Origin of the sequence: Exiguobacterium oxidotolerans JCM 12280 (genome assembly GCF_000702625.1) — a bacterium.
Taxonomy (GTDB): Bacteria; Bacillota; Bacilli; order Exiguobacteriales; family Exiguobacteriaceae; genus Exiguobacterium_A; species Exiguobacterium_A oxidotolerans.
This window is the reverse complement of sequence record NZ_JNIS01000001.1, coordinates 474412-499261: the sequence shown is the minus strand read 5'-3', so window position 1 is coordinate 499261 and position 24850 is coordinate 474412. Positions and strand designations below refer to the sequence as shown.

Below are 24850 nucleotides of genomic sequence, written 5' to 3'. Positions count from 1 at the left end.
GATGGGTCATCATTCAGTACCAAACAACCCAGTGACTGGTATTCCAGATCATGTTGAAAAAGCAACACTTGAGGGTAAGAATAAATATGTAGCTTTCTGGTTCTTCCTTGGAGGCGAGACGACATTGTTCGCCTCTCTCTTCGGAACATACATCGGATTGCACAACTCAGGCGCAAAAGAAGGATTACGGAGTTACGACATCTTTGAGATGGAGCTTGTCTTCATCATGACAATGCTTCTTCTTACGAGTTCATTGACAAGTGTGCTTGCGATGATGGCGATGAAACGTAATGATGTCGCGAAAATGAAGATGTGGCTTATTATTACGCTCGTTCTCGGTCTAGCATTCCTCGCTGGTGAGATTTATGAGTTTAATCACTATTACCATATCGGTCATACGTTTACGTCAAGCGCATTCGGTTCGGCGTTCTACACACTCGTAGGGTTCCACGGAGCGCACGTCTTGTTCGGTCTTCTCTGGATTTCGACATTGCTGATCCGGAACTGGAAACGCGGCATCACAGTCGTCAACGCACCGAAGTATTATGTTTCAAGTCTTTACTGGCACTTCATTGATGTCGTCTGGGTCTTTATCTTCTCAGTCGTCTACCTCATGGGGATGGTGAAATAAGATGGAAAAACACGAACCACAAGTGACACGTAACCAGTTAGAATTAGAAATGAAAGCCGATCGTAGCCGCGAAATGCAGCTGCAATTGATCAGCTTCGCACTGATGATTTTCTTGACGTTGATCGCTTTCGGCGCAGTGATGGCAGAACTTATGCCTCACTGGGCTGCGGGTGGATTCCTCGTGATCATGGCAATCGTCCAAGTCTACCTTCAGTTATATATGTTCATGCATATGAACAACAAAGGGAACACATGGATTAAAGTCATGATGGCGCTCGGTATCTTCGTTGCCTTGACAATCGTCGCGACACTTCGCCTTCTCATCTGGTAAAAAAATTGTGACCATTCTGCTAACGTTTAGCAGGATGGTCTTTTATTTTGGAATCGTTTTATGAGAAACCTTTACAATGAAATAGGGGAACGGTAATCTTAGTTTGTAGGAAACAGGAACGGGGTGAGAAATATGTTAGGCAATTTAAGGGGTGCTTTATCGCAATTCGATTGGACTGTCTTGTGGAGCCCGTATTACGCGTTACTCTTGATCGGTCTTTACGTATTGTATGCATTCATTACTGAAAAAATCAGACGACCAGACGAGGCAGAAACGACGTTAGCTCAGAAATTCATGATGCTAGCGGCTTTATTCGTCTACTATATTGGCTTTGGTAGTCCGCTTGATGTGTTAGCGCATATTACGTTCTCTGCGCACATGCTCCAGATGGTCTTCGTCTATATGGTGGCGCCGCCACTGTTGATGCTAGCAATTCCGGGTTGGGCATTTAAGCGATTGTTCGGCGTCCCGTATTTAGGAAAGGCATTACGGTTCTTCACGTTGCCATTGATTGCGCTCGTCGTTTTCAATTCTTTGTTTACGTTTTACCATATGCCGTTCATCTTTGATTACGTCTTGACGAACTATACGGTCCACCGTTTGTTCCACGGGACATTAATCTTCCTTAGCATGACGATGTGGTATCCAATCATCGCACCTGTCAATGAGGAAGATAGTCTATCCGATTTGAAAAAGATGGTCTATATCGTTGCGAACGGCGTGCTGTTGACACCAGCTTGTGCGTTCATGATCTTCAGTCAGAGCTTCCAATACGACGCGTACCAAGACCCAGCGACATTCGCGAAAGTCTTGGCTTACTGCCTGCCGAATAACGATGTGAGCGGATTGAACATGGAACGCCTATTTGGGACAACAAAAGATTTACTCGAAGATCAACGGTTCGGAGGCGTCTTGATGAAACTTGGACAAGAACTCGTCTACGGAATCTTCTTCGGTTTGACCTTCTTCACATGGGTGAGACGTTCAAAAAGTACTGCTGTCGATGAAGGCATGTCCTTCTCGCCAAAAGCGGATTAAGTAAATGGAGGAAGTCTGAAAATGAGTTATTTGCCGTTGATTTGTGTTTCTTTGATTGTTCTCAGTGCAATATTTGTAGCAATCGGTTGGTTTTTGATTGCGCAGACACGTCGGAATATGGGGGCGCATAAAGTCGTGATGAACATTGCGGCAGCGCTCGCGTTACTGTTCTTCATCATGTATGCGCTTCGGACGATTTTACTCGGAAATACTGCTTTCGGGGGACCGGACACGGTCAAACCGTACTACACAGGATTTTTAATCTTTCATATTTTACTCGCCACATCGGGTGGGATCTTAGGCTTAATCGCTTTGTTCTACGCCTATAAACAAAACTTTGCCCGTCACCGTAAAATTGGTCCAAAAGCATCGGTCATTTGGTTTTTGACGGCAATCACGGGAGTCCTTGTCTATTGCCTGTTATACGTTGTGTATGAGCCGGGCGAAACAACAAATGTATTTCGTGCGATTTGGAATCATTAAGGGGGGTTCGCTTTGAAAAAAAATAGTTATTTGACGGTAGCTGCCGTCGTTTTGATTTTAGTCGCCGCTGCAGGGGGGTATTATTATTTCTTTATGAAAGAAAAGCTACCTGTGATTGCTGAACCGACACCATTTGAATTAACGAATGCCGTCAACGGGAAAACATTTGATTCAGAAGATGGTAAAGTAAAAGTACTGACGTTTTTCTACTCGAATTGTCCAGACATTTGTCCTTTGACGTTAAATGACTACCGGAAACTCGAGAAAAAATTACGGGCGGAAAATCTATACGGATCCGATGTCGAACTTGTCGCCGTGACGGTCGATCCTAAAGTTGATACGCCGAAAGTCTTGAAGAAGTATGCGTCTAATTTCGAGGCGAATCCTGAAGGGTGGAAAGTATTAACGGGGGATGAGGTCGTCATTGATCGTCTGACACGCCAGTTGAACTTCTATTATTCAAAAGCAGAAAGTGGTCTTGTCACACACGGGACACAAATGTCCATTCTCGATCGCGACAATAAGGTGCGTGCGATATCTTCAATGGCGAAGACACCTGACGAGCCGGTCGATCTCGAGGAAGTCATGACATCCGTCAAACAACTTGCGAAGGAGTGATCATTTTGGTTGAAGAATATCAGAATAAAGGTGAAGTGACGGTATCAGTACAAGCGATTGAAGAGTTATTGTTGTGTGCCGTCATCGAATTTGGTGTCATTTGTACACGGATTAAACGTTTGCCGACGGAAGGGATTTCGTTTAGCTTGAAGGTTACCGCAACGGTGCAACAGTTACCTGCCCTCTATATGGGTTTGCGAGAACAAGTCCGCTTACAACTCGGAGACGGGGTAGTCGACTACCTCCAACTGGTTACAAAATGATTTGATTGAGACATATGAAGGCCCCTTCCACGTCTGACGGAAGGGGCCTTCACTTTTAGACATGGACAAGGAGTAGCGGCGGGCAGCGCACAACACACGATTTTTTTTGCAACAGACTTTTTAGCGACGGTTCCGTGAAGAACGCCTTGAAGTTTCTAGTGACTCGTCGACTTGAAAAAAGCAAGCAGACACGGACTCGGCAGCGAAATGAATCGCCTGAAGAATATTTTTAGATGAAAAAAATACCGCTCCTTTTAACAGGAACGGTCGGGTAGAACTTATTTTTCGAGTGTTTCGAGTAATCCTGTCAAGCGACGCTCACAATCTTTAACGATTTCAGGTGGGAACTCTTCATCATATTCAACACCATGTGGATAGTAGTGTTTTCCTAGAAGTGGTGTCATCATGCGAACGATCGCGTGGCGATCTTCGATTTCACCTTGAATTGCATAAACTGGAATCCGAAGATAGAAGACCTCTCCTGTTGATTGTTTTTCGTACTTCATATCATACATCGCACGTTCGTAATCCCATTGTCCTTCACGGACGAAACGGTGGTGGTCCATGATTGTCTCAAGTAAACCAAACTTAATTTCTTTGCCTTCGATGCCGTATTTCTCAAACTTCATGTTTGAATCCCCCTATACCCCAGTTTGCTAGTAGATACTAGTCTTTCCAAACTATCATACCATAATGAATGATTCGATAAAGTAAAAGTTGTGAAGTCAATTTGAAGAATTCATGAACTCTTATATTTTCGTTCGACATATTCTAAAATCGTATCCGGTGCATGAATTCCAAGATGGTTCAGGCCTTCTCCGCCAAAGAAGACGTTGAATTCGAGGATATAGATTTTTCCGTCACGGAAAATCAAGTCAAAACCGGCGTGATCGATATCGAGCCGTTTCGCGAGTGCGAGGACAAAATCGAGTGCCTCCTGCGGGATATTCTCGAAATCAAGGACCCCACCTTGGGCGACATTGTTTAAAAATTGCGCACCGCCGACACGCCAGTAGGCAGCAAGAACTTGATCACCGATGACGACGACACGAAGGTCTTTTTCGTTCGGGATGTATTCTTGGACGTAAAACGTCTCGTGGTGATCGGTATACTTCTTCCAGTCGATTTCATCCTTAATTAGGTGAACGCCTTGGCCCATCGAACTGCGGACGGTCTTCGCGACGAACGGGAACGAAAATTCATCTAAGACACGTTTCACGGTGAATTCATTTTTTCCGTAAATGCCGGTCCGAGGAATATTTTCCGGAATCACGGTTTTAAAAATACGCGTCATCTCGATTTTATCGTGCCCAAGATGGAATGTCGCAGCGGATGGGAAAATTGGTTTTTTCATCCCATAGATGATCGAGTGAATTTGCCAATACTCGGGGAACAAGACGACGTCGGCTTTGGCGATTTTATCGAGCGAATCAAAGTGATAGTCTGACTTCGCGTGATCGGTTTTAATCCCGATCGTTCGAAACATATTAAATGATAAAAGTTGCATACAATTCATTCCTTCCTTCTGAACAAAGTATACACAATTCAGCGTGCTAGGAGCGAGATAAATGTTATGATATGATGGTGAAGTCAAGGAGGAGATTCGTTGTGATTTATTCAGATAAAACGATAGACCTCATCAATGCTGCGGAAGAACTGACATCCGCTCTTTTGCATAGCGAAACAGGTCAAGCATATATAAGTGCCAAACAAGCACGCGCAAATTCAGCACAAGCACAAGACGTCATCCGCGATTTTAATCGCATCAAGGAAGAATATGAGCTTGTTCAACGTTTTGGTCGGTATCATCCAGATTACCAGACAATCACGAAAAAAGTACATGAAGTCAAGCGGGCGCTCGATCTGCAAGAAGAGGTCGCGACGTTCAAAAAAGCGGAAAAACAATTAGAGACGCTACTCGGTCAGATTAGTTTAAAACTTGCTGGAGAAGTCTCACCTCAAATCAAGGTTCCGACGGGAAATCCATTTTTCGATCAAGGATGTGCAGGTGGATGTTCGACCGGAGGTAGTTGCAGCTGTAGCGGCTAATGCCGAATAAGGGAGGAACGGTGCGTGATCAAGGAACGAATTGGACTGATCGTCTACGTCAACGCGATGAAAGCGTCGCGTCAATTACGCCGATTTGGAAATGTTTATTTTACATCGAAACGAGAAAAATATGTGTTCTTATATGTTGATTTGGAACAGTATGAACGTTCAGTCGAAACGATTGCTGCATTGCCTTTCGTCGAATCTGTTCTTCGTTCAGAACGACCATTCATTACCGAAACATACGCAAACAAAAAAGGTAAACTGCAAGAAGAAGTATAAACGTTGGAGCGATGAGGACATCCTCGTCGCTCTTTTTTGAAGGGAAGGAAAAGTCATGCGAGTCATTTCTGGGGAACGAAAAGGTACTAAAATCAAAGCGGTACCGGGGGATAATACACGACCGACGACCGATAAGGTCAAAGAATCATTATTTAATGTCATCGGACCTTATTTTAACGGGGGACGTGCACTTGATCTCTTCGCGGGGAGCGGTGGACTTGGAATCGAGGCATTATCACGTGGGTGTGAAGAAGCGGTATTCGTCGATCAGCACTTTAAAGCGGTTCAGACAATTAAAGAGAATTTGATGACGACTCGATTGGTTGAGAGAAGTCGTGTCTTAAAAAAAGATGTCTCCGTTGCTTTGACGGAACTCGCATCAGAAACGCCATTTAAACTAATCTTTCTCGATCCGCCCTATGCCAAGGAACGACTCGTCGAACACGTCACGTACATAGAGCAACACGACATGTTGACGGACAATGGCGTCATCGTCTGTGAGCACGGGTCAGAGATTGAATTACCTGATCGGATTGGCCGCCTTGAAGTTGTGAAGCGGATGCGGTACTCAACAGTCATCTCAATCACATTATATGAATTTATGGAACTGGAGGAAGAAGTATGAAACGTATCGCCATTTGTCCGGGGAGTTTTGACCCAATCACGAACGGTCATCTTGATATCATCGAGCGTGCTGCACCCATCTTCGACGAAATCATCGTCGCGGTATTAAATAACTCGTCGAAGCAACCTTTATTCTCCGTTAAAGAACGTATGGAATTGATTTCTGAGGTGACGGAGCACTTACCGCATATCAAAGTGGATTCTTTTAACGGTCTACTTGTCGACTATGCAGCAGAAGTCGGGGCGACGGCAATCGTACGCGGGTTACGTGCTGTATCTGACTTTGAATATGAGATGCAGGTGGCCTCAATCAATAAGAAGATGAATGACCAGATTGAAACCTTGTTCATGATGACGAGTAACCAATATTCGTTCCTCAGTTCCTCAATCGTCAAAGAGGCTGCAAAGTATGGTGCTTCCGTTGCTGGGCTTGTGCCACCTCCCGTCGAAGAAGCATTACGTCAAAAGTATGCGAAAGGAGAATTGACATGAAAGCATGGAAACCTGCGCTCGCTGCCATCGTCGCGGCGATGATCGTCTTCTTTGTTCCATTGCCTTATTTCATCTCATATCCTGGAGACGCAACATCGACGGAACAAATCATTGACGTATCGGGTGCGGAAAAAGAACCAGGCGACCTAATGATGTTGACCGTTGCGCAACGGCGGGCGACACCGTATTTTCTAGTCGAGAGTTTATTTTTACCTTTTTCTGAAACATCGGATGTAAGTGACTATTTATATGACGGTGAATCTGACGCACAATACGAGAACAGACAACAACTTTACATGGAAGAAGCGCAACATAATGCAATGATTGAAGGATATGAACTGGCTGATAAAGAAGTCGAGGTCGACTTTGAAGGCGTTTATGTCTCTGGCATTATTTCTGGCGGTCCTGCTGACGGGAAGTTACGTGCCGGGGACCAGATTGTCGCCGTTGATGGAGCTTCGTTAAAATCAATGAGCAGCTTTATGCAGACAATCAGTTCGAAAAAAGCAGGGACAGATGTGAAAGTGAAATTCGAACGGGACAAAAAAACGAAAACAACGACGATCAAGGTCGGGAAACTAGCGAAGAACTCAGAGCAGGTCGGACTCGGTATCTATGAACCGCTTCCGATGTCAGACGTGCAGACGGATCCGAAAGTTGAGTTTAATTTAGAAAATGTTGGTGGGCCATCGGCCGGGATGATGTTCACGCTTGAGATTTATGATCAATTGACAGATGGTGATTTAGCGAAGGGACATACGATTGCTGGTACTGGAACGATTGAAGAGGGTGGGAAAGTAGGACCGATCGGTGGAGCTTGGCAAAAAGTCGTCGCAGCAGACGAAGCGGAAGCGGAAATCATGTTCGTCCCAGCCGGTTCGAATTATGAAGAAGCAAAACCATCCATCAAAAAACTCGGGACGAAAATGAAGCTCGTCCCGATCAAAACAGTTGAGGATGCACTCGATTATTTAGAAGAACTACCAGAAAAATGAGCAAACCGACGATGTTCTTCAAGTTGGTCATACCGAGCCAAGGGAATGGCATACGCTGCCGTAACTTGGCTCTCTTTTATGAGCCAAGGGTGCGCCTCGAATGTGCTGATGACTCGAATCTGTTTCTTGATTTGCCGTAGTGCTTGTCGTCCTTTGTCATTAAAGGCGAGTGGTCGCACGTAATCGATTTTGTCAAATGCAACCGAATCGATTTCTTCCGTCATCGTCGAGGTCAGCAAATAAATGAGTGTGCGCTGTAAACTTGTCCGCGTATAGCGGCGTGTTTTGACGAAAGTCATGAAGTCGTCAAAAGTAGAGCTGTAGCGGGCGCCTTCGACGAGACGAGGTGCCAGTGACGCATCAATGCCGTTAAATTGCGTGAGAACGCCTAGAGGCGTCGATAGAAGCCGGTTCCGGATAAAGGGATAGTAGTGATCAAACGAAGCGAAAGTCGCCCCTTGGAGTACGCTAGCGCTTTCTTGTGGAAGTCCTGTCAATTGATGCGTTTCATCATAGTGAGCACGGATGGCTGTCGCACTCATGATATCACCGACTGACAGGTCGTGGTAGCCACTTCCGATCCGTTTTGTCGTATGTAAGGAGATACTTGACGCGGCACGGGCGTAATAATAGCCGAGTGTGTTATTCGGCGTCGTCAAGTCGAGCGTCGTCGTCAATGCACGGAATGCCTGGCTCGCTGCCGTCGCCGAAGATAATCCGTTTGATAATCCTTCTTTGACGAGTCGCTGGTACGCAGGGGTCTCTTCATTTTTTTCAGATGCTGCTAAGAGGAAAGGGGTGATGTCCCCACATTCACTCCCGAATGACAAAGACGTAGCGCCAATCATTTCGGCGATCGTGACGCCTCCTTGCGCAAAACGGTCGGCGCGTTGGACGGAAAAATAAAACGGAAGTTCTAAGACAAGGTCGATTTCGCCGCTTGCGACGGCCGCTCGTGCACGTGTCCACTTGTCACTAAAAGCAGGTTCCCCGCGTTGCATGAACGTTCCGCTCATGATGGCGACGATCAAATCGGCTTCGGTTTCCTCGCGTGCGATTTTGGCTTGATAGAGGTGTCCGTTATGAAACGGATTGTACTCTGAAATAATTGCTGTCATCTTCATGAAACTTTCTCCTTTGCAAACGGAATTAAGTGCGGTAATATGGATGAAGACGTCCGAAAGTGTTCGTTCTCTAGCGATTTCAGTGTAAAGAAAAAACATTGACAAAACAAGATGTCCTCTCTATAATTCATATTGTTGCAATTGAGGTGATTCGGATGAAATGGTCCCTGATGCAATTGAGTAAATTGCGCAATCTGGGTCAACTTCAGGTTAACGAGACGATCGAGCTCCAAGAGCTAATCGCCCTCCATCCGGATATCCGGGCGGTGCAACCTGTGCACGTTCGTGCAAATGCATCGTTTACATCGAATCAATTAATATTCAATCTTCGGATTACTGGCGAAATGACGCTTCCGGATGCCCGGACGCTAAATGACGTCGTGTACCCGTTCGAGATTGAATCCATCGAGCCATTCTTACTCGAAGTTGATGCGACTCTGGATGATTCGGATGACATCAACGTACCGATTGGGAATACGGTCGATCTTCGACCACTCGTGCAAGAGTTGATTTTACTTCATGTGCCAGTGCAAGTGCATGGGGATGATGAAGAGAATCAATTGGTTCAAGGGAAAGGCTGGACGATTCTAACAGAAGAAGAGCCAGAAGATGTTGAACCAAAAATTGATCCGCGACTTGCGGGTCTCGCTCAGTTCTTTAAAAAAGATCAGGATTCCTAATTTTTTGATAAAGACGAGTGTATTTTTTCAAGGAGGTGGACAACGATGGCAGTACCATTCCGCAGAACGTCGAAAACACGCAAACGTCTTCGCCGTACTCATTTCAAACTCCGTGTACCAGGTATGGTCGAGTGCCCAAACTGTGGTGAAATGAAACTTTCACACCGTGTTTGTAAAGCATGTGGCTCGTACAAAGGTAAAGAAATCGTCAGCAAGTAAGCTGAATGATCGGTATAAAAACGACCTGTAAAATCGAGAAAATCGGTTTTACAGGTCGTTTTTTTGATATATAAAGGAGTGATTCAACGATGAGCAGAATAGGAATCATCGGAGCCGGTGCCGTTGGGTTATTACTTGCTTCCTACTTAGCAGAGCACCATCAAATTACGTTATATACAAGACAATTAGATGACGGGACAAAGCGAATCCTACGAGATGGTCAATCGAGTCCGACCGTAAAGGTTCGACCGATTGCGCATTTCGAGTCACAAGACTTGGTGTTCGTTACGACAAAGTCGTATGATATAAAAAGTGTGATTCCTTATCTAGAACACGAGAAAAACCCAGTCGTTTTTTTACAAAATGGAATGGGGCATCTTGATGCAGCACATGCTCTGGCGCAAGCAATTTTTGGGGTCGTTGAGCATGGCGCGATGAAGACGGGACCTTACGAAATCCGTCATACGGGAAAAGGGCGCATTCGATACGGCAATCACCTGCTGTCGATGCTGAAGCGAGATGCGTTGCAGTTTGAGCACGTAACGAATATTGAAGCAGTCATGGTGACGAAATTATTCATGAATGCTGTCATCAATCCATTGACAGCCTATTATCGGGTTGAAAATGGACGGTTACTTGAAGAGCCTTATGCGTCGAAAGCGCGTGCCGTCTTTGCCGAAGTGCAGAGTGTCTTCCCGAACCATCCGATTACGTATGATGAAATCGAACAGATTTTACAGCGTACGCGTCTCAATCGCTCGTCGATGTTACGGGATGTTGAGCAAGGACGAATGACAGAAATCGATCCAATCGTTGGGTATGTGCTAAAGCAGGCGACGCAACCGACACCGTTACTAACTTATTACTTTCAGCAGATTAAGCATCGAGAACAAGAGGGGGATTCGCTGTGACGGTTTTTATCATCTTTCCGCTGTTCAGTTTAATTGTCCTTTACTTATTATTCCTGTTATTGTTTCGGACGCATGCCAAGGCCGTGCGGGTTGCGCTTGATCTCGGGACGTTCATCGTATTGTATGCGATTCATGTTTCGTTAATCGCATTGACAGGGCATAACTACGTGGGTTGGTTGTTGATTGCGGTATTATCCGTGTTTGCATTAAATGCGTTATGGCAACGGATTCGACAAGTCGACATCGATTATGTCCAAATGATTCGACATAGTTGGCGAATCATTGTCTTGATTGCCCTTCCTGTACATCTCGTACTGTTTGGAATTGGAATTCGTCAACTAATGATTAGTTGATCAAGTTAGAAAGAAGGGATTTTGTTTGAAGGTACAATCATTTCACGCCTTATATGAAGATAACTCGTTGATGCATAGAGCGACGGGGGAAGACTTTTCTAAATATGTAGACCACATCGGAGAAGATGGGATGCGCGAGCGGAGCCAACATCTTCGAGAACGTCAGTATCCTCATCTCAGTCCACTCGTCGATGAGTTGATTCGTCAAAATCCGCGGATGACTGGGACGGTTCGGCAGCGTCTCGAACGGTTGCGGACGGGTGAGGCACAAGTCGTTGTTACTGGGCAACAAACAGGTATCTTCGGGGGGCCTTTATATGCAATTTACAAACTGTTAACCTGTCTAAAGGTCGCGAAGCAAGCGGAAAATCAATTGGGGTTACCGGTTGTTCCGATCTTTTGGCTCGCGACCGAAGATCATGATTTCGATGAAATCAATCATGTCTATGCACCGACGGCAGAATATCAACCGCGAAAATTGACGGTTTCACCGCAAGATACGATTCAGCGTTCCGTTAGTCGGATGACGCTCGATCAAAAAGCGGTCAAACAAGTCTTACGCCAAGCCTTAAGTGTCGACCAAGAAACACAACATACAAAGGAACTGGTTTTGCTGGTGGAGCGGTTAATTGATCAAGAAACGACATATGGCGGTTTTTTCTCAGCGCTACTCGGAGAATTAGTGAACCATGATGTCATCTTTTTTGATGCCGATGCAAAAGCGGTACGCGAACTCGAAATTCCGTTCTTTGAGCAGTTGATTCAAGACAACAGAGAAATTCGTCAAGCGTTGTCGACCGGGATTCAGCAAACGACAAACTTACCGGATACCTTCTTGAATGAAGAAGCAGCTCATCTGTTCGTCGAGGACATCGGACGGGATTTATTGTACCCGGGAGAAGACTTTGTAACGAAGCAGGGGAAGACCTACACGGAACTTGAGTTACTGGCGTTGTTGTATGCAAGTCCTGAGCGTTTTTCGAATAGTGTCGTCACACGACCGTTGATGCAGGATTATCTGTTCCCGACCCTCGCCTATATCGGAGGACCTGGTGAGATCGCCTACTGGACACGTCTTCGACCATTGTTCCATCACTTTGATTGGACGATGCCGCTGCTCATTCCAAGAATGGGCGCCGTCATGTTACGAGCGCGGGACGAAAAGCTGCTTCGGCGGTATGACTTGTCGCTACAACAAGTATTATCGCATGGTGTAGCGATTGAACCGTTCGACGCGACGAAGATAAATAGTCAGCTGCATCCGTCGCATATTTTAGGTACGGCACTCATTCAAGAAATTGAACAGGTCGAGCGGGCAACTTCTAAAAATTTATCAGCGACGAAAAAGCTGAACAAACAAATTCAACTCGCAATCGATACGGTCGTCACGCAAGAGCGACGAAATTACGATCATCTCATGCGAACAAAACGCTCACTCCAGTATCAGCTTCTTCCAAATGGAGCACCTCAAGAGCGCATGCATTCCGTCTTGCCATGGCTCAATTGTTACGGTTTAGATTTAATTCAAAATCTGCGCGTGCAATACGAGCAGACAGATGCTGAACAATTGGAAATTTTGCTTTAAACCTGCTGAAATGAGCAGGTTTTTTTGTTTTTTTAGCGAAAGATACCTAAAAGTGAAATAAATCAAGAAAACTGTCTCATTTTCGTAACGTTTTAAATAAAGAATGTGATACATTGAAAAAGAGTAACGTCCATCTTGGACACTGAAAGGTGAGGCAGGGCATGTTTGAACATGAAACGGTATTAAAATGGGAGTCCATTAAAGGGTTAGATATTAAACCTGATGGTGTGTATGTAGATTGTACATTAGGTGGAGCAGGACACAGTGAAGAAATCGTGAAGCAATTGACGACAGGTCATCTCTATGCATTTGACCAAGATGACGTCGCGCTTGCCCATGCGGAAGAACGTCTTGCAGCGTATGCCGGTCGCTTTACGCTGATTAAAAGTAATTTCGTTCACTTGCAAGAAAAGCTAAATGAGTTAGGTGTAACTAAAGTAGATGGTATTTTGTTTGATCTCGGTGTCTCTTCACCGCAACTCGATGAAGGGGAACGCGGATTTAGCTACAATTTTGATGCCCGCCTCGATATGCGAATGGATCAAACGTCATCGTTATCGGCATATGAAGTCGTCAACGACTGGCCATACAATGATCTCGTTCGGATTTTCTTTACATACGGAGAAGAAAAATTTTCGAAGCAGATTGCACGAAAAATTGAAAAGGCACGTGAAGAAGGTCCAATCACGACGACGTTCGAACTGGTCGAACTCATCAAGGACGCGATTCCAGCGCCTGCCCGTCGTAAGGGTGGGCATCCGGCAAAGCGGACGTTCCAAGCGATTCGGATTGCTGTCAATGATGAATTGAATGTCTTCGATCGAGCGGTGTATCAGGCGATTGATTTGCTGGCCGTCGGTGGTCGTCTTTGTGTCATCACGTTCCATTCACTTGAAGACCGCATGTGTAAATTAGCATTTAAAGAAAAATCATCGTTACCTGAGCTTCCGCAAGGATTGCCGATGATTCCAAAAGAGTTTGAACCAGAACTTCGCCTCGTCACACGTAAGCCGATTACAGCAGGGAATGATGAGCTTGATGATAACCGTCGTTCACGTTCTGCTAAGTTACGGATTGTTGAAAAAATGAAGGAAAGTTGAGAGGAGCATTCAGATGGCAGAACCACTTCGTAAACCAGTCCAATCGCTAGAGCCTGTTCGTCAGCGCCCAGTTCAAGAACCGACGAAAACGGAAGACATTAATCTTCGCGTCGCCGTCCGTCCGAAGTATCGCCTGTATCCTTTTGAAAAATTCTTATACAGTGCAATGATAGGTGGTCTCGTCTTGTTCGGTAGCGCGACGATTGGGGCACACAATGATGCGTACAACGTCAGTCGAGATCTTGCGAAGGAAAATCAAGTGACGCAAGAGATGAAGAAGGAAAATGAACGTCTTCAACTTGAAGTTACGAATTTAAGCTCTCCAGAACGGATCTACAAGATTGCGAAAGAACAAGGTCTTGATATGCGAAAAGGGAACATCAAGGTGATTCCTAAATGAATCCACTTAAAAAATCCCGCGTGAGAGTAGCCATCATCATGATGATATTTGCTGCTCTCTTTTTTGTGTTTATTGGCCGGTTTCTTTATTTGTCGACAACGAAAAAGTTTCACGGAGAAGATATGATTGCCTACGCGGAAAAGAAACGCTGGGAAGCGGAAGCGACGCTCTCGGCAGAACGAGGAGAAATTTTTGACCGTCTCGGTTCACCGATTGCGATCAATGTACCCTCGTACCACCTTGTCGCAGTCTACCGGTTAGGTGGCGTTCAAGATCCGGATGCGACAGTCGTTGACTATAAGAAGACGGCGACAGGGCTCGCGCCGATTCTTGGTATGACGGTTAAAGAGCTTGAGACGTATTTGATTGAAAATAAAGACCGCTCGCAAATCGAGTTCGGGAAAAAAGGGAGTGATTTGACGCTTGATCAAAAAGAAAAAATTGATAAGCTCGATCTTCCTGGAATCCGACTGATTGAAGAGCCAAAACGATATTATCCAAACGGCGTTTTTCTATCCGATACGCTCGGATTCGTTCAAAAGATGACAGAAGATAACGGACGCGTCGTCTTAAAAGGGCAGATGGGGATCGAAAAACAATATGATGATGCGTTACGGGAGTCAATCGGGTCCCGTATCTTTGAAAAAGATCGAAGTGGCGGTGAATTGATTCAAGGTGGATCTCGTATTTCGAATGAGCCGAAAGATGGTTCGAATTTGTACTTGACGATTGATCACCGAATTCAACAAGCGCTCGAAAAACAAATGCAGAAAATGTATGACGAATACAAACCTAAAAATGCGACAGGTGTCGTCATGGATGCAAAAACGGGTGAAATACTCGCGATGACGGATCGGCCATCATTCAATCCAAACTTGCGGGATATGACAGATTTCACGAACTTTGCTGTCTCATCTCGGTTCGAACCGGGTTCGACGATGAAGATCTTTACCCTGGCGGCTGCGATTGATGCCGGTGTCTTTCGGCCGAACGAACCGTATAAGTCAGGTAACTACAACTATAAAGGCACAGTCATCAAGGATTACAATGATGTTGGTTGGGGGACGATTCCAATGATTGAAGGAGTCTATCACTCGTCGAACGTCATGTTCTCGATTTTGACAGCTGAAAAACTAGGCATCGAGCGGTATAAAGAATACTTTAAGAAGTTTCATTTTGATCAAATGACGGGTATAGACATTTCGGGAGAAGTAAACAGTCAGTCCGATTTATCAAAACCGTTAAATACGGTCATCACGTCGTGGGGACAATCGACCGCCGTGACCCCGATGCAATTGTTGCAGGGAGCGACGGCAATCGCTGGAAATGGTGAAATGGTCAAACCACACATCATCCAAAAGGCAGATCACGTCGATCAGGCTCCTTACAAAGCAAAAACGGAAGTGGTCGGCAAACCGATTTCGGCTGAAGCGGCGAAGGCGACGCGGGAAGCACTCGATGGCGTCGTCAATAGTAAGCTTGGAACGGGACAAATGTATAAGTTGGATGATTACCGCGTCATCGGTAAAACGGGGACAGCGCAAATTTCAGAGAACGGGAAGTACATCCAAGGAAAGTTCATCCACTCCTTTATCGGAATGGCCCCAAAAGATGATCCTGAACTCATCATGTACATTGCCGTCGATCGTCCGTCAAAAAATGAGTCATCGGTCTCGGGTCCAAGTATCATGAGTCCAGTCTTCAAAAGCGTCATGAATACTGCACTCCAGTATCGGAGTATCCAACCCGAAACACAAAAAGAGTCAGTTGATGTCAAAGCAAAAATCACAACGAGCTATATCACAAAGACCGTTGCCGAGGCGAAGACTTTAGCGAAAGAACAAGGTGCCGTTCCGATTATTTTGGGTGACGGGGCACAAGTCGTCTCGCAAATCCCGTCGCGTGGTCAGGAATTCGTCAGTGGCGAACGTGTCCTTCTCAAAACGGATGATACGTTCAAGATGCCTGATTTGTCTGGCTGGTCGCAACGAGATGTCAAGAAGCTCGTCAGTTTGTATGATTTGAAGTTAGATGTGATTGGTAAAGGTTTTGTAACCAAACAATCAGCCCGAACTGGTACACTAGTGAAAGAAAATGGAAAGTTGACGGTTGAACTCGCTGAACCAAACGATTAAGGTAAAAGCGGTCCCTAATTTTCTGCAGGAGAACGAGGACGAACAGGAGTCATTCGTTGACTTTTGAATTCGTCCTCTTTTTCTGTAAATGAGTGGAGGAAATGAAATGGTGACGATAACAGAAATCGCAAGTTGGCTCGGATTAGATGTGACGGACGAAAGATCGCTTCGCCACTTTGCGACGGATTCGAGAAGTGAACTGACAGAAGGATTGTACGTTCCGATACAAGGCGCGCGCGTCGACGGACATTCGTTCATCGATGGAGCAATCGACCAAGGAGCCATCGTGACGTTATGGAAAAAAGGAATCCCGCTTCCGGACGCAGACATCGTTGTGCTCGAAGTCGAAGACCCGTTAGCCGCGTTGCAACATATTGCAACACGTTACTTGAAACTCGTCTCACCAAAGGTAGTGGCGATTACGGGGTCCAATGGTAAGACATCGACAAAAGATATGGTCGAAAGTGTATTGAAAACGACGTATCGGACGCATAAGACATCAGGTAATTTTAATTCAGACATCGGCATGCCGTTGACGATTTTGATGATGCCTCGTGACACAGAGGTAGCGGTGCTCGAGATGGGAATGAGCGGCTTCGGTGACATCGAGTTCTTATCACGATTAGCAGAACCGGATATCGCACTTGTAACGAATATCGGTGAGTCTCATGCGGAACATGTCGGAGGGCGTGCAGGAATTGCGAAAGCCAAATTAGAAATCACAGCAGGTCTAAAGTCGGATGGTCATCTATTCCTTGACGGAGACGAAGCGTTACTTGCTGGTGTTACAGGTGAGCGGATTGGTTACCACCACGCAAACACATTTGTCATCGAGCAAGCAGAGGCGACCTTCCTCGGAACGACGTTTCAATTTGCCGGAGCAACATTCCGTATTCCGGTTCTTGGAAAACATCAAGTGCGCAACGCGGCTTATGCGATTGCGACAGCACGTGCACTCGGGGTTGCGGACGAGGTGATTCAGGCAGGGCTGGATGAAGTGAAATTGACACCGATGCGGATGGAACGTCTCGTCTATCACAAGACAGCCATTATCAATGATGCTTATAATGCAAGCCCGACATCGATGAATGCGGCAATCGAGACGGTTGCAGAGCTTGACGGTTATCCGACCCGCGTTGTTGTCTTAGGAGACATGTACGAGCTTGGGGACCAAGAGCGTGAATTGCACGCATCGGTCGGTAAGCGGATTACACTTCCAGTCTCACATGCTATTCTTGTAGGAGCGAAGGGACGGTATATCGCGGAAGGCATTACTGATCCGTCGGTAGTGGTCGAATTCGCAGAGACGGTCGATCAGGCGGCTACGTTGCTTCGTCCGTTGTTGGGTGAACAAACGATTGTGTTGCTTAAAGCTTCTCGTGGAGTAGCGCTTGAGCAGATTTTAACGGATTTAAACAAAATTTAATTCTTAAAAGTAGGTGTTTGCAATGATTACATTATTCATCAGTTTAATTGTCGCTTTACTCGTGGTTCTTCTTGTCATGCCAAGAGCGATTCCTTTTTTACACCAGTTGAAATTTGGACAAGAAATTCGAGAAGAAGGACCGCAGTGGCACCAAGTCAAGTCCGGAACGCCAACGATGGGTGGAATCGTTATTTTACTCGCAATGATCGGGAGTTTGATTGCGGCGATGATTACGGGAGACTTAGAAGCGAATCACTTGTCACTCTTGTTCTTGACGCTTGCTTATGGTGCGATCGGATTCATCGATGATTACATCAAAGTCGTCAAAAAACGTAACCTTGGATTGAACTCGAAACAAAAATTAATTGGACAAATTGTTGTTGGATTATTATTTGTATGGTTGAGTGGTGGGTTTACGAGCGAAGCGACTTACTTAGCGATCCCGTTTACGTCAATGACGTTTGATTTCGGCTTGCTTTATCCACTTGTCGCGTTGTTCTGGTTAGTCGGATTCTCGAACGCCGTCAATTTGACGGACGGATTAGATGGTCTCGTATCCTTTACAGCAATCCCGACATTCTTGTTCTTTAGTTTGTATGCGTGGTTCGTTGCAGATGAAGTAGGGGTCGCGTTATTCGCGATGTCAGCAGTCGGTGCATTGATTGGATTCTTATTATTCAATGCCCACCCTGCGAAAATCTTCATGGGGGACACAGGTTCGCTCGCACTCGGAGCAGCACTCGCCGGGTTATCCATCCTCTTAAAACTTGAATTGCTACTTGTCTTAATTGGAATCGTGTTCGTTGTTGAGACATTATCTGTGATTTTACAGGTGATTTCATTTAAAACGACAGGAAAACGTATCTTTAAGATGAGCCCGATTCATCATCATTTCGAGATGGTCGGTTGGAGTGAATGGCGGATTGTCGGTACGTTTGCTTCGATTAGTTGTATCGTAGCGTTTGTTGCCTACTTGCTTGTTTAATTGAAATTTCCGGATGAAGAAAGTGAGCGATTTTAAGATGAAGAAGTCTGATTGGGTCAACAAAAAGGTTTTAGTGCTCGGAACGGCTAAAAGTGGTATCGCAGCGGCTAAGTATTTGGTCGAAGCAGGGGCAGATGTGACGGTGAACGATGGTGGAACACCCTCGGGAACAGATCAAGATACGTTGCTAAAACTCGGTGTCAAAACGACTTTCGGCGAGCATCCGCTCACGTTACTTGAAGGAGTAGAGCTCATCGTCAAAAATCCAGGGATTCCGTATCAGATTCCGCTCTTGCAAGAAGCACTGGTGCGACAGATTCCAATCTGGACAGAAGTCGAGCTCGGCTATCATGCGACGAATGCGCAATGGGTAGCGATTACGGGGTCGAATGGGAAGACGACGACGACGACACTTGTCCACGAATTATTGAAACAGCAGACGCGTCCGGTACACTTGGCGGGGAACATCGGCTTCCCGGCGATTGAGATTGCGAAAGAAGCGGAAGATGATGCAATCATCGTGATTGAACTTTCGAGTTTCCAACTGATGGGAATGCACGCCTTTAAACCAATGAGTGCGGCTTTCTTAAACTTATCAGCGGCTCATCTTGACTATCATGGTGATCTTGAATCCTACGCGGAAGCGAAAGCACGAATTTTCCGTAACATGGATGCGAATGACCGCCTTGTCGTCAATGCAGACGATGATGTCGTCATGCGCTTAAGTGATCAGGCAAAAGCAGAGCGGTTGCGTTTTTCACGTAAGAGTCCAGCTTATGCTCGTGTCGAGCAGGACATGATTATCGTTGGTGAAACGCCGATCTTACCGGTCGCTGAACTGGCTTTAGGTGGGGGACACAATCTAGAGAACGTCTTAGCAGCATTGACGTTAGTAGAACCATTCAATATTCCGTTACAAGCGGTGCAGGACGTCTTACGGACATTCGGTGGCGTCGCGCATCGTACAGAGTACATCGGCGAATTCAAGGGACGTAAAGTCTACAATGATTCGAAAGCGACGAACAACGTGGCGACGGAAGCAGCACTATCCGGTTTTAAAGCTCCAATCATTTGGTTATGTGGCGGACTAGAACGCGGTGCTGATTTAACACCACTCGTAGAGTCGATGACACAAGTCAAGCATGTCGTCGGTTTGGGCGAGACCGGACCACGTTTTGCGGAACTGGCACGTCAAGAAAAGATTGATGCAACGGTCGTCAGTGATATGGCGCAAGCAGTACAGGCAGCATTTGATGTCTCACAAGCCGGGGATATCATCTTATTATCGCCTGCGTCAGCGAGCTGGGATCAATATAAGACGTATGAAGAACGTGGCGAACATTTTGTTCGCGCCGTCGAATCGATTGGAGGAGATGCTAAATGAGAATCGTCGTATCAGGTGGTGGAACCGGAGGGCATATTTATCCGGCGCTTGCGATGATCCGCGAAATCGAGCGACGCATGCCGTGTGAAGTGCTATACATCGGAACGGAAAATGGGCTAGAAGCAGATATCGTCCGACGCGCAGGAATTCCCTTTGAATCGATTGAGATTTCAGGTATTCGCCGTTCGTTATCATTTGAAAATGTTAAGACGGGAATCCGTTTCTTAAAGAGCGTGACCCGCGTCCGGAAAATGTTGCGAAAATTCAACCCCGACATCGTCGTCGGGACAGGTGGCTTCGTTTGTGGACCGGTCCTTTATACAGCAGCGAAGATGGGGTATAAAACACTCGTCCATGAGCAAAACAGTTTACCTGGTATTACGAATAAATTCCTTGCTCGGTACGTCGATCGTGTCGCGTTATCGTTTAAAGGATCAGGTCACCATTTCGGTAAAAACGAAGCAAAAACCGTTTTAATCGGTAATCCCCGGGCTTCCGAAGTTGCTGATTTGCAAGTCGATCCAGTCATTGAACGGCAACGTTATGGTTTTGAAGAAGGGCGCCCGTTAGTCGTCGTTTACGGTGGAAGTCGTGGAGCGCCAGCAATCAACCAAGCAATCATCGAGATGATGCCGAAGTTCATTCAGATGGATTGGTCGATGTTGTTCGTGACAGGTCAAGTTCATTTTGAAGAGATTACTCGCCAAATCGGAACGGTCCCGGAGCGGATTCAGTTACGTCCGTTCGTCTATGATTTACCGAATATACTAAAGGCGAGTCAACTCGTCATTTCACGTTCGGGTGCGAGCACGTTAGCGGAATTGACGACACTCGGGTTACCGAGCATTCTCATTCCGAGTCCATACGTCACAGAAAACCATCAAGAAGTAAATGCCTCGTCCCTCGTCGAAACAGGGGCAAGCTTGCTCGTCCGAGAAGCTGAATTGACAGGAGAAACGTTATTCGATGCCTGTAAAACGGCGCTTGCGAACCAAGAAGCGATGTCGCAGGCCGCATTCGCTTTAGGGATGCCAAATGCCTCGAGTGATTTAGTGGACGAGTTGAATCGCTTGATTCAACAAAAAAACTAAACTGTTGCAGGAATAGACCGATAAGGAACTGAAATTAGTCAAGTAGAGGAGGAATGAACGTGAAGGAGCGACAACCGGTAAAAGATACGGATGCCACTGTCAGTAGTCTAGAAGATAAGATTCCTTATATCCGTGAACAACGCCGGAAGAAAGCAAACCGACGTTTAATCTATGTCCTCATCCTGATTGGTCTATTGATTGCTGTCGTATTTTACCTTCAGTCCAGTTATTCGCGGGTAGCGACACTTGAGATTGATGGTGTCGTCAATGTCAAAGAAGCAGACATCATTCAGGCGTCACGGATGAAGGTGAAGGAGACACATGCTTTCAATGTGTCAGAAGAAGCTGTGCTAGAGCGAATCGAAGATGTACCAGGTATACGGGAAGCAACGATGACACAGAGTTTTCTCCATAACTATCAAGTTAATATCGTGGAGGAAAAAGAAATTGCTTATGCGAAAGATCAACCCGGAGACCGAATCGTCTTAGCAGATGGAACAATCATCCCCGGAAAGTCAAAGGAAGAATTGTTCGATGCACCGATTTTAACAGGCTTTACAGATCAGTCCCTCGAACGGTTGACGAAGGAACTCGTTAAAATCGAACCAAAAGTTCGGAGTCGGATTTCGGAAATCGTTGCAAACGATAAAACCGATAAAGGGGGATTGAAGTTATTCATGACGGATGGCAATACCGTCTTATTGAGTACTTCAGCTTTTTCTAACTCGTTGAATGAATATGTCAAAGTGATTTCAGCCTTACCAAAAGGAAAAACAGGGACGATCACGATTGACGGGGGAATCTATTTCAAACCATATAAAGTAAAAAAATAGAAAAATCCTAGTCATGAGTCATTAGATTGACAAACGTTTGTTTTCATTAGTAAATAAGTAGGCGTATCGTCATCAAATCGTAATCTATTAGATGGGTAAGTTAGACAATAACTTCTTTTCGTAGGGTTTTATATAGTGTAGACTTAAACGAGAAGAAGTTTATCTTGTTTCCTGAATATATATAGGGACAATCAGTATGAGTATTATGAAAGTGGAGGTGTCACTCCTATGGAAACGAAAGGTACGATTGCCGCACTAGACATTGGAACATCGGAAGTGAAACTCATCGTCGGTGAACTACTCGGCGGGACACTGAACGTGTTAGCGGAGGGTTCAGCACCATCTGCCGGTGTCAAACGTGGTGTCATCGTCGATATCGACCAAACAGTCAATGCCATTAAACAAGCGGTCGCTGAAGTGGAACGGACACTCGGTGAACCGATTGGTGAAGTATATGTAGCAATTTCTGGAGAACACATTCAAGTCAAGGATTGTCAAGGGATGACTTCAATTAAAGGCGAAGACAATGAAATTACGGATGACGACGTCAAAGACGTCCTACACTCCGCAATGGTCATGCGCATTCCGAACGAATTAAGTGTTGTCGATGTACTACCGAAAACGTTTACGGTCGACCAACAAACAGAAATCACGGATCCACGTGGTATGATTGGCTATCGTCTAGAAGTGACAGGGAAGTTGATCATTGGAGCGAAAACGATCCTACATAGCATTAAACGTTCAATTGAACGGGCTGGTCTAGAGCTTGCAGGATACGTACTTGAAAGCTTAGCTGTTTCAAGAATCGCGGCATCAATCGATGAACTCGAGCTCGGCGTCGGCATCATCGATATTGGACATGAGACAACGGCATTGTCGATTTATGAAAAAAACGATCTCGTTTACTCGACGACGTTACCTTATGGTGGCGATCATCTGACACGTGACTTAACGTATAAGATGAATTGTAAGTACCAAGATGCAAAACTTGCGAAGGAAGAATACGGAGTGGCGCTTGAATCGTTAGGGGATCCTGAAGAAAAGGTATCCTACGTAACGATTAATGGGGAGCATCGTTTTGAGCCGCAACCTGAGATCGGTTTCGTTTTAGAGGCACGCCTCGAAGAAATCTTCGAGATGATTCAAAAACGGATGACGCAGGCTGGTCATCCACAAATGAATAGTGGCATCATCCTCTGCGGTGGAAGTTCTTCGCTTCCTGGAATCGATCAGCTAGGAAAACGGATTTTCAACCAGAACGTCAACGTTTACCAACCGGCTAGCCTAGGCATTCGTAATCCGAAGTACGCTGTGGCAGCTGGCATGTTACGCTATGTACTCTCAAGAAGTACGGTTTCGAAATCAGGATTTGATCGTGCGGACGAGAAGGAAGTCGTGGCGCAAAATCGTGAACAAGAACAACTGCTTACGAACCCGACACCGTCTCCAGCACGCGAAGAACGAACGCAACAGGAACAACCTCCAAAAGAGCGTAAATCATTCAGTAGTTTCTTTGAAAAGTTTTTTGGTTAATGACTAAAATACAATGAGTATAAAAAATTAGGGGGCCCCTTTTATGTTGCATTTTGATGAAATGATGGACCAAGTAGCTAAAATTAAGGTCATCGGCGTAGGTGGCGGTGGTTCAAACGCCGTCAACCGAATGATTGAACATGGTGTACAAGGCGTAGAATTCATCGCCGTCAATACAGATGCACAAGCACTCAACATGTCGCAGGCAGATGTGAAGCTCCAACTCGGTGCAAAGCTGACACGCGGTTTAGGTGCAGGTGCGAACCCAGAAATCGGTAAGAAAGCGGCAGAAGAAAGCCGTGAACAGTTGACAGAGATTTTGTCAGGTGCGGACATGGTCTTCGTCACTGCAGGTATGGGTGGCGGGACAGGAACTGGTGCTGCGCCAGTCATCGCTGAAATTTCGAAAGAAATCGGTGCCTTGACTGTTGGTGTCGTAACGAAACCATTCATGTTTGAAGGACGCAAACGGATGCAACACGCCGTATCGGGTGTTCAAAACTTTAAAGAAAAAGTTGATACGTTAATCGTCATTCCGAATGATAAATTACTTGAAATCGTTGATCGTAACACGCCGATGCTCGAAGCATTCAAAGAAGCAGATAATGTCCTTCGTCAAGGGGTTCAAGGGATCACAGACTTAATCGCTGTTCCTGGTTTAATCAACTTAGACTTTGCAGACGTTAAGACTATCATGACCGAAAAAGGTTCTGCCCTGATGGGTGTTGGTGTTGCGACAGGTGAACACCGTGCAACGGAAGCTGCGAAGAAAGCCATTTCAAGTCCATTGCTTGAAACATCGATTGAAGGTGCAAAAGGTGTCTTAATGAACATCACAGGTAGTGCGAACCTCAGTCTATATGAAGTAACGGAAGCTGCTCAAATCGTTCAAAGTGCAGCAGATGAAGAAGTAAACTTGATTTTCGGTTCTGTTATCAATGATAACTTGGAAGATGAAATCATCGTTACCGTCATCGCAACAGAGTTCGAAAACGAGCCACTCGATTTCGAGATTCCATCTGCTCAAGAAATGATGAAAAACTTACTCAAGAAAAAGCAGGCGACTCCAACTCCTGCTGCGACTGAGGAGCCGAAACCACAAGTCGAAGAGACACCTGTCAGCTCGAATCCAGAACCAGCAAAAGGGTCAGATGTTGAAGAAACGATGGACATTCCATCATTCCTTCGTCGGAACAATCGTTAATCCGATTTTTTCCAAGACACGACTGCTAGACAAAGAGGTGTCGCGTAAGCGGCACCTCTTTTTTTGAAAGGGATGTGAAAT

Annotated in this window: 29 protein-coding genes; 26 read left to right on the top strand and 3 right to left on the bottom strand. The window is 45.7% G+C overall.

Annotation, left to right across the window (positions count from 1 at the left end):
- The first annotated feature begins 1 nt into the window (after position 1).
- The 6 genes from P403_RS0102665 to P403_RS0102640 all read left to right on the top strand — a co-directional run bounded on the left by P403_RS0102665 (position 2) and on the right by P403_RS0102640 (position 3364).
- Positions 2-631: a cytochrome (ubi)quinol oxidase subunit III gene (locus tag P403_RS0102665; protein ID WP_029330934.1), complete on the top strand. Its 630-nt coding sequence runs from the start codon at positions 2-4 to the stop codon at positions 629-631.
- A gap of 1 nt (position 632) precedes the next feature.
- The gene (locus P403_RS0102660; RefSeq protein ID WP_029330933.1) at positions 633-962 is read left to right on the top strand and encodes a cytochrome C oxidase subunit IV family protein; all 330 of its coding nucleotides are present in this window, start codon (positions 633-635) and stop codon (positions 960-962) included.
- A 132-nt stretch (positions 963-1094) separates the two neighbouring features.
- Positions 1095-2000, top strand: coding sequence for a cytochrome c oxidase assembly factor CtaG (gene ctaG / locus P403_RS0102655; RefSeq protein ID WP_029330932.1), 906 nt, complete (start codon positions 1095-1097; stop codon positions 1998-2000).
- A gap of 21 nt (positions 2001-2021) precedes the next feature.
- Positions 2022-2483: a DUF420 domain-containing protein gene (locus tag P403_RS0102650; protein ID WP_029330931.1), complete on the top strand. Its 462-nt coding sequence runs from the start codon at positions 2022-2024 to the stop codon at positions 2481-2483.
- 12 nt (positions 2484-2495) lie between these two features.
- On the top strand, positions 2496-3101 hold the full coding sequence (locus P403_RS0102645) for an SCO family protein (protein WP_029330930.1): 606 nt from the start codon (positions 2496-2498) through the stop codon (positions 3099-3101).
- A gap of 5 nt (positions 3102-3106) precedes the next feature.
- Positions 3107-3364, top strand: coding sequence for a hypothetical protein (locus P403_RS0102640; RefSeq protein ID WP_029330929.1), 258 nt, complete (start codon positions 3107-3109; stop codon positions 3362-3364).
- Between the two features lie 278 nt (positions 3365-3642).
- On the opposite strand, the gene P403_RS0102635 is transcribed toward P403_RS0102640, so the two are convergent.
- Together P403_RS0102635 and P403_RS0102630 are read right to left on the bottom strand one after the other, a co-directional pair.
- Positions 3643-3993 (bottom strand): YugN family protein, encoded by a 351-nt coding sequence (locus tag P403_RS0102635; RefSeq protein ID WP_029330928.1) that lies wholly within the window; start codon positions 3991-3993, stop codon positions 3643-3645.
- A gap of 110 nt (positions 3994-4103) precedes the next feature.
- Complete coding sequence (locus P403_RS0102630) at positions 4104-4871, bottom strand: ATP-grasp domain-containing protein (RefSeq protein ID WP_235195161.1); 768 nt, start codon at positions 4869-4871, stop codon at positions 4104-4106.
- 101 nt (positions 4872-4972) lie between these two features.
- Here P403_RS0102630 and P403_RS0102625 point away from each other — a divergent pair, with 101 nt between their 5' ends.
- The 5 genes from P403_RS0102625 to P403_RS0102605 are packed head-to-tail and all read left to right on the top strand — an operon-like array spanning position 4973 to position 7806.
- Positions 4973-5413: a YlbF/YmcA family competence regulator gene (locus tag P403_RS0102625; RefSeq protein WP_029330926.1), complete on the top strand. Its 441-nt coding sequence runs from the start codon at positions 4973-4975 to the stop codon at positions 5411-5413.
- Between the two features lie 24 nt (positions 5414-5437).
- Positions 5438-5695, top strand: coding sequence for a YlbG family protein (locus P403_RS0102620; protein ID WP_029330925.1), 258 nt, complete (start codon positions 5438-5440; stop codon positions 5693-5695).
- A 55-nt stretch (positions 5696-5750) separates the two neighbouring features.
- Positions 5751-6320, top strand: coding sequence for a 16S rRNA (guanine(966)-N(2))-methyltransferase RsmD (rsmD, locus tag P403_RS0102615; RefSeq protein WP_029330924.1), 570 nt, complete (start codon positions 5751-5753; stop codon positions 6318-6320).
- Positions 6317-6811, top strand: a complete 495-nt coding sequence (coaD, locus tag P403_RS0102610) for a pantetheine-phosphate adenylyltransferase (RefSeq protein ID WP_029330923.1) — start codon at positions 6317-6319, stop codon at positions 6809-6811. The genes rsmD and coaD overlap by 4 nt, the downstream gene beginning before the upstream one ends.
- Entirely contained in the window at positions 6808-7806 is a 999-nt protein-coding gene (locus P403_RS0102605) for a SepM family pheromone-processing serine protease (protein ID WP_029330922.1), read from the top strand. Before coaD ends, P403_RS0102605 begins: the two co-directional genes overlap by 4 nt.
- Here P403_RS0102605 and P403_RS0102600 read toward each other — a convergent pair.
- On the bottom strand, positions 7779-8930 hold the full coding sequence (locus P403_RS0102600) for a tRNA(Met) cytidine acetate ligase (protein WP_029330921.1): 1152 nt from the start codon (positions 8928-8930) through the stop codon (positions 7779-7781). The two genes, P403_RS0102605 and P403_RS0102600, sit on opposite strands and share 28 nt — an antisense overlap.
- 155 nt (positions 8931-9085) lie before the next feature.
- Here P403_RS0102600 and P403_RS0102595 point away from each other — a divergent pair, with 155 nt between their 5' ends.
- The 15 genes from P403_RS0102595 to ftsZ all read left to right on the top strand — a co-directional run bounded on the left by P403_RS0102595 (position 9086) and on the right by ftsZ (position 24769).
- Positions 9086-9610, top strand: coding sequence for a YceD family protein (locus tag P403_RS0102595; RefSeq protein WP_029330920.1), 525 nt, complete (start codon positions 9086-9088; stop codon positions 9608-9610).
- 45 nt (positions 9611-9655) lie between these two features.
- Positions 9656-9829 carry a 50S ribosomal protein L32 gene (gene rpmF / locus P403_RS0102590; RefSeq protein WP_012370841.1) on the top strand — a complete coding sequence of 58 codons (174 nt, stop codon included), beginning with the start codon at positions 9656-9658 and terminating at the stop codon, positions 9827-9829.
- Between the two features lie 89 nt (positions 9830-9918).
- Entirely contained in the window at positions 9919-10740 is an 822-nt protein-coding gene (locus tag P403_RS0102585) for a 2-dehydropantoate 2-reductase (RefSeq protein WP_029330919.1), read from the top strand.
- Entirely contained in the window at positions 10737-11093 is a 357-nt protein-coding gene (locus tag P403_RS0102580) for a DUF3397 family protein (RefSeq protein ID WP_029330918.1), read from the top strand. Before P403_RS0102585 ends, P403_RS0102580 begins: the two co-directional genes overlap by 4 nt.
- Before the next feature lie 25 nt (positions 11094-11118).
- A complete protein-coding gene (bshC, locus tag P403_RS0102575; protein WP_029330917.1) occupies positions 11119-12678 on the top strand; it encodes a bacillithiol biosynthesis cysteine-adding enzyme BshC in 1560 nt (519 codons plus the stop codon).
- A gap of 161 nt (positions 12679-12839) precedes the next feature.
- Complete coding sequence (gene rsmH / locus P403_RS0102570; RefSeq protein ID WP_029330916.1) at positions 12840-13778, top strand: 16S rRNA (cytosine(1402)-N(4))-methyltransferase RsmH; 939 nt, start codon at positions 12840-12842, stop codon at positions 13776-13778.
- Between the two features lie 13 nt (positions 13779-13791).
- Entirely contained in the window at positions 13792-14178 is a 387-nt protein-coding gene (gene ftsL / locus P403_RS0102565; protein WP_029330915.1) for a cell division protein FtsL, read from the top strand.
- Entirely contained in the window at positions 14175-16313 is a 2139-nt protein-coding gene (locus P403_RS0102560) for a penicillin-binding protein (RefSeq protein WP_029330914.1), read from the top strand. Before ftsL ends, P403_RS0102560 begins: the two co-directional genes overlap by 4 nt.
- A 106-nt stretch (positions 16314-16419) precedes the next feature.
- Positions 16420-17739 carry a UDP-N-acetylmuramoyl-tripeptide--D-alanyl-D-alanine ligase gene (locus P403_RS0102555; protein WP_029330913.1) on the top strand — a complete coding sequence of 440 codons (1320 nt, stop codon included), beginning with the start codon at positions 16420-16422 and terminating at the stop codon, positions 17737-17739.
- 22 nt (positions 17740-17761) lie between these two features.
- Positions 17762-18724 carry a phospho-N-acetylmuramoyl-pentapeptide-transferase gene (mraY, locus tag P403_RS0102550; protein ID WP_029330912.1) on the top strand — a complete coding sequence of 321 codons (963 nt, stop codon included), beginning with the start codon at positions 17762-17764 and terminating at the stop codon, positions 18722-18724.
- Positions 18725-18761: 37 nt separating this feature from the next.
- Positions 18762-20108, top strand: a complete 1347-nt coding sequence (murD, locus tag P403_RS0102545) for a UDP-N-acetylmuramoyl-L-alanine--D-glutamate ligase (protein ID WP_029330911.1) — start codon at positions 18762-18764, stop codon at positions 20106-20108.
- Positions 20105-21199, top strand: a complete 1095-nt coding sequence (murG, locus tag P403_RS0102540; protein ID WP_029330910.1) for an undecaprenyldiphospho-muramoylpentapeptide beta-N-acetylglucosaminyltransferase — start codon at positions 20105-20107, stop codon at positions 21197-21199. Before murD ends, murG begins: the two co-directional genes overlap by 4 nt.
- A gap of 59 nt (positions 21200-21258) precedes the next feature.
- Positions 21259-22032, top strand: a complete 774-nt coding sequence (locus P403_RS0102535) for a cell division protein FtsQ/DivIB (protein WP_029330909.1) — start codon at positions 21259-21261, stop codon at positions 22030-22032.
- Between the two features lie 228 nt (positions 22033-22260).
- Positions 22261-23565: a cell division protein FtsA gene (gene ftsA / locus P403_RS0102530; protein ID WP_029330908.1), complete on the top strand. Its 1305-nt coding sequence runs from the start codon at positions 22261-22263 to the stop codon at positions 23563-23565.
- A gap of 43 nt (positions 23566-23608) precedes the next feature.
- Entirely contained in the window at positions 23609-24769 is a 1161-nt protein-coding gene (ftsZ, locus tag P403_RS0102525; protein WP_029330907.1) for a cell division protein FtsZ, read from the top strand.
- The last annotated feature ends 81 nt before the right edge of the window (positions 24770-24850 follow it).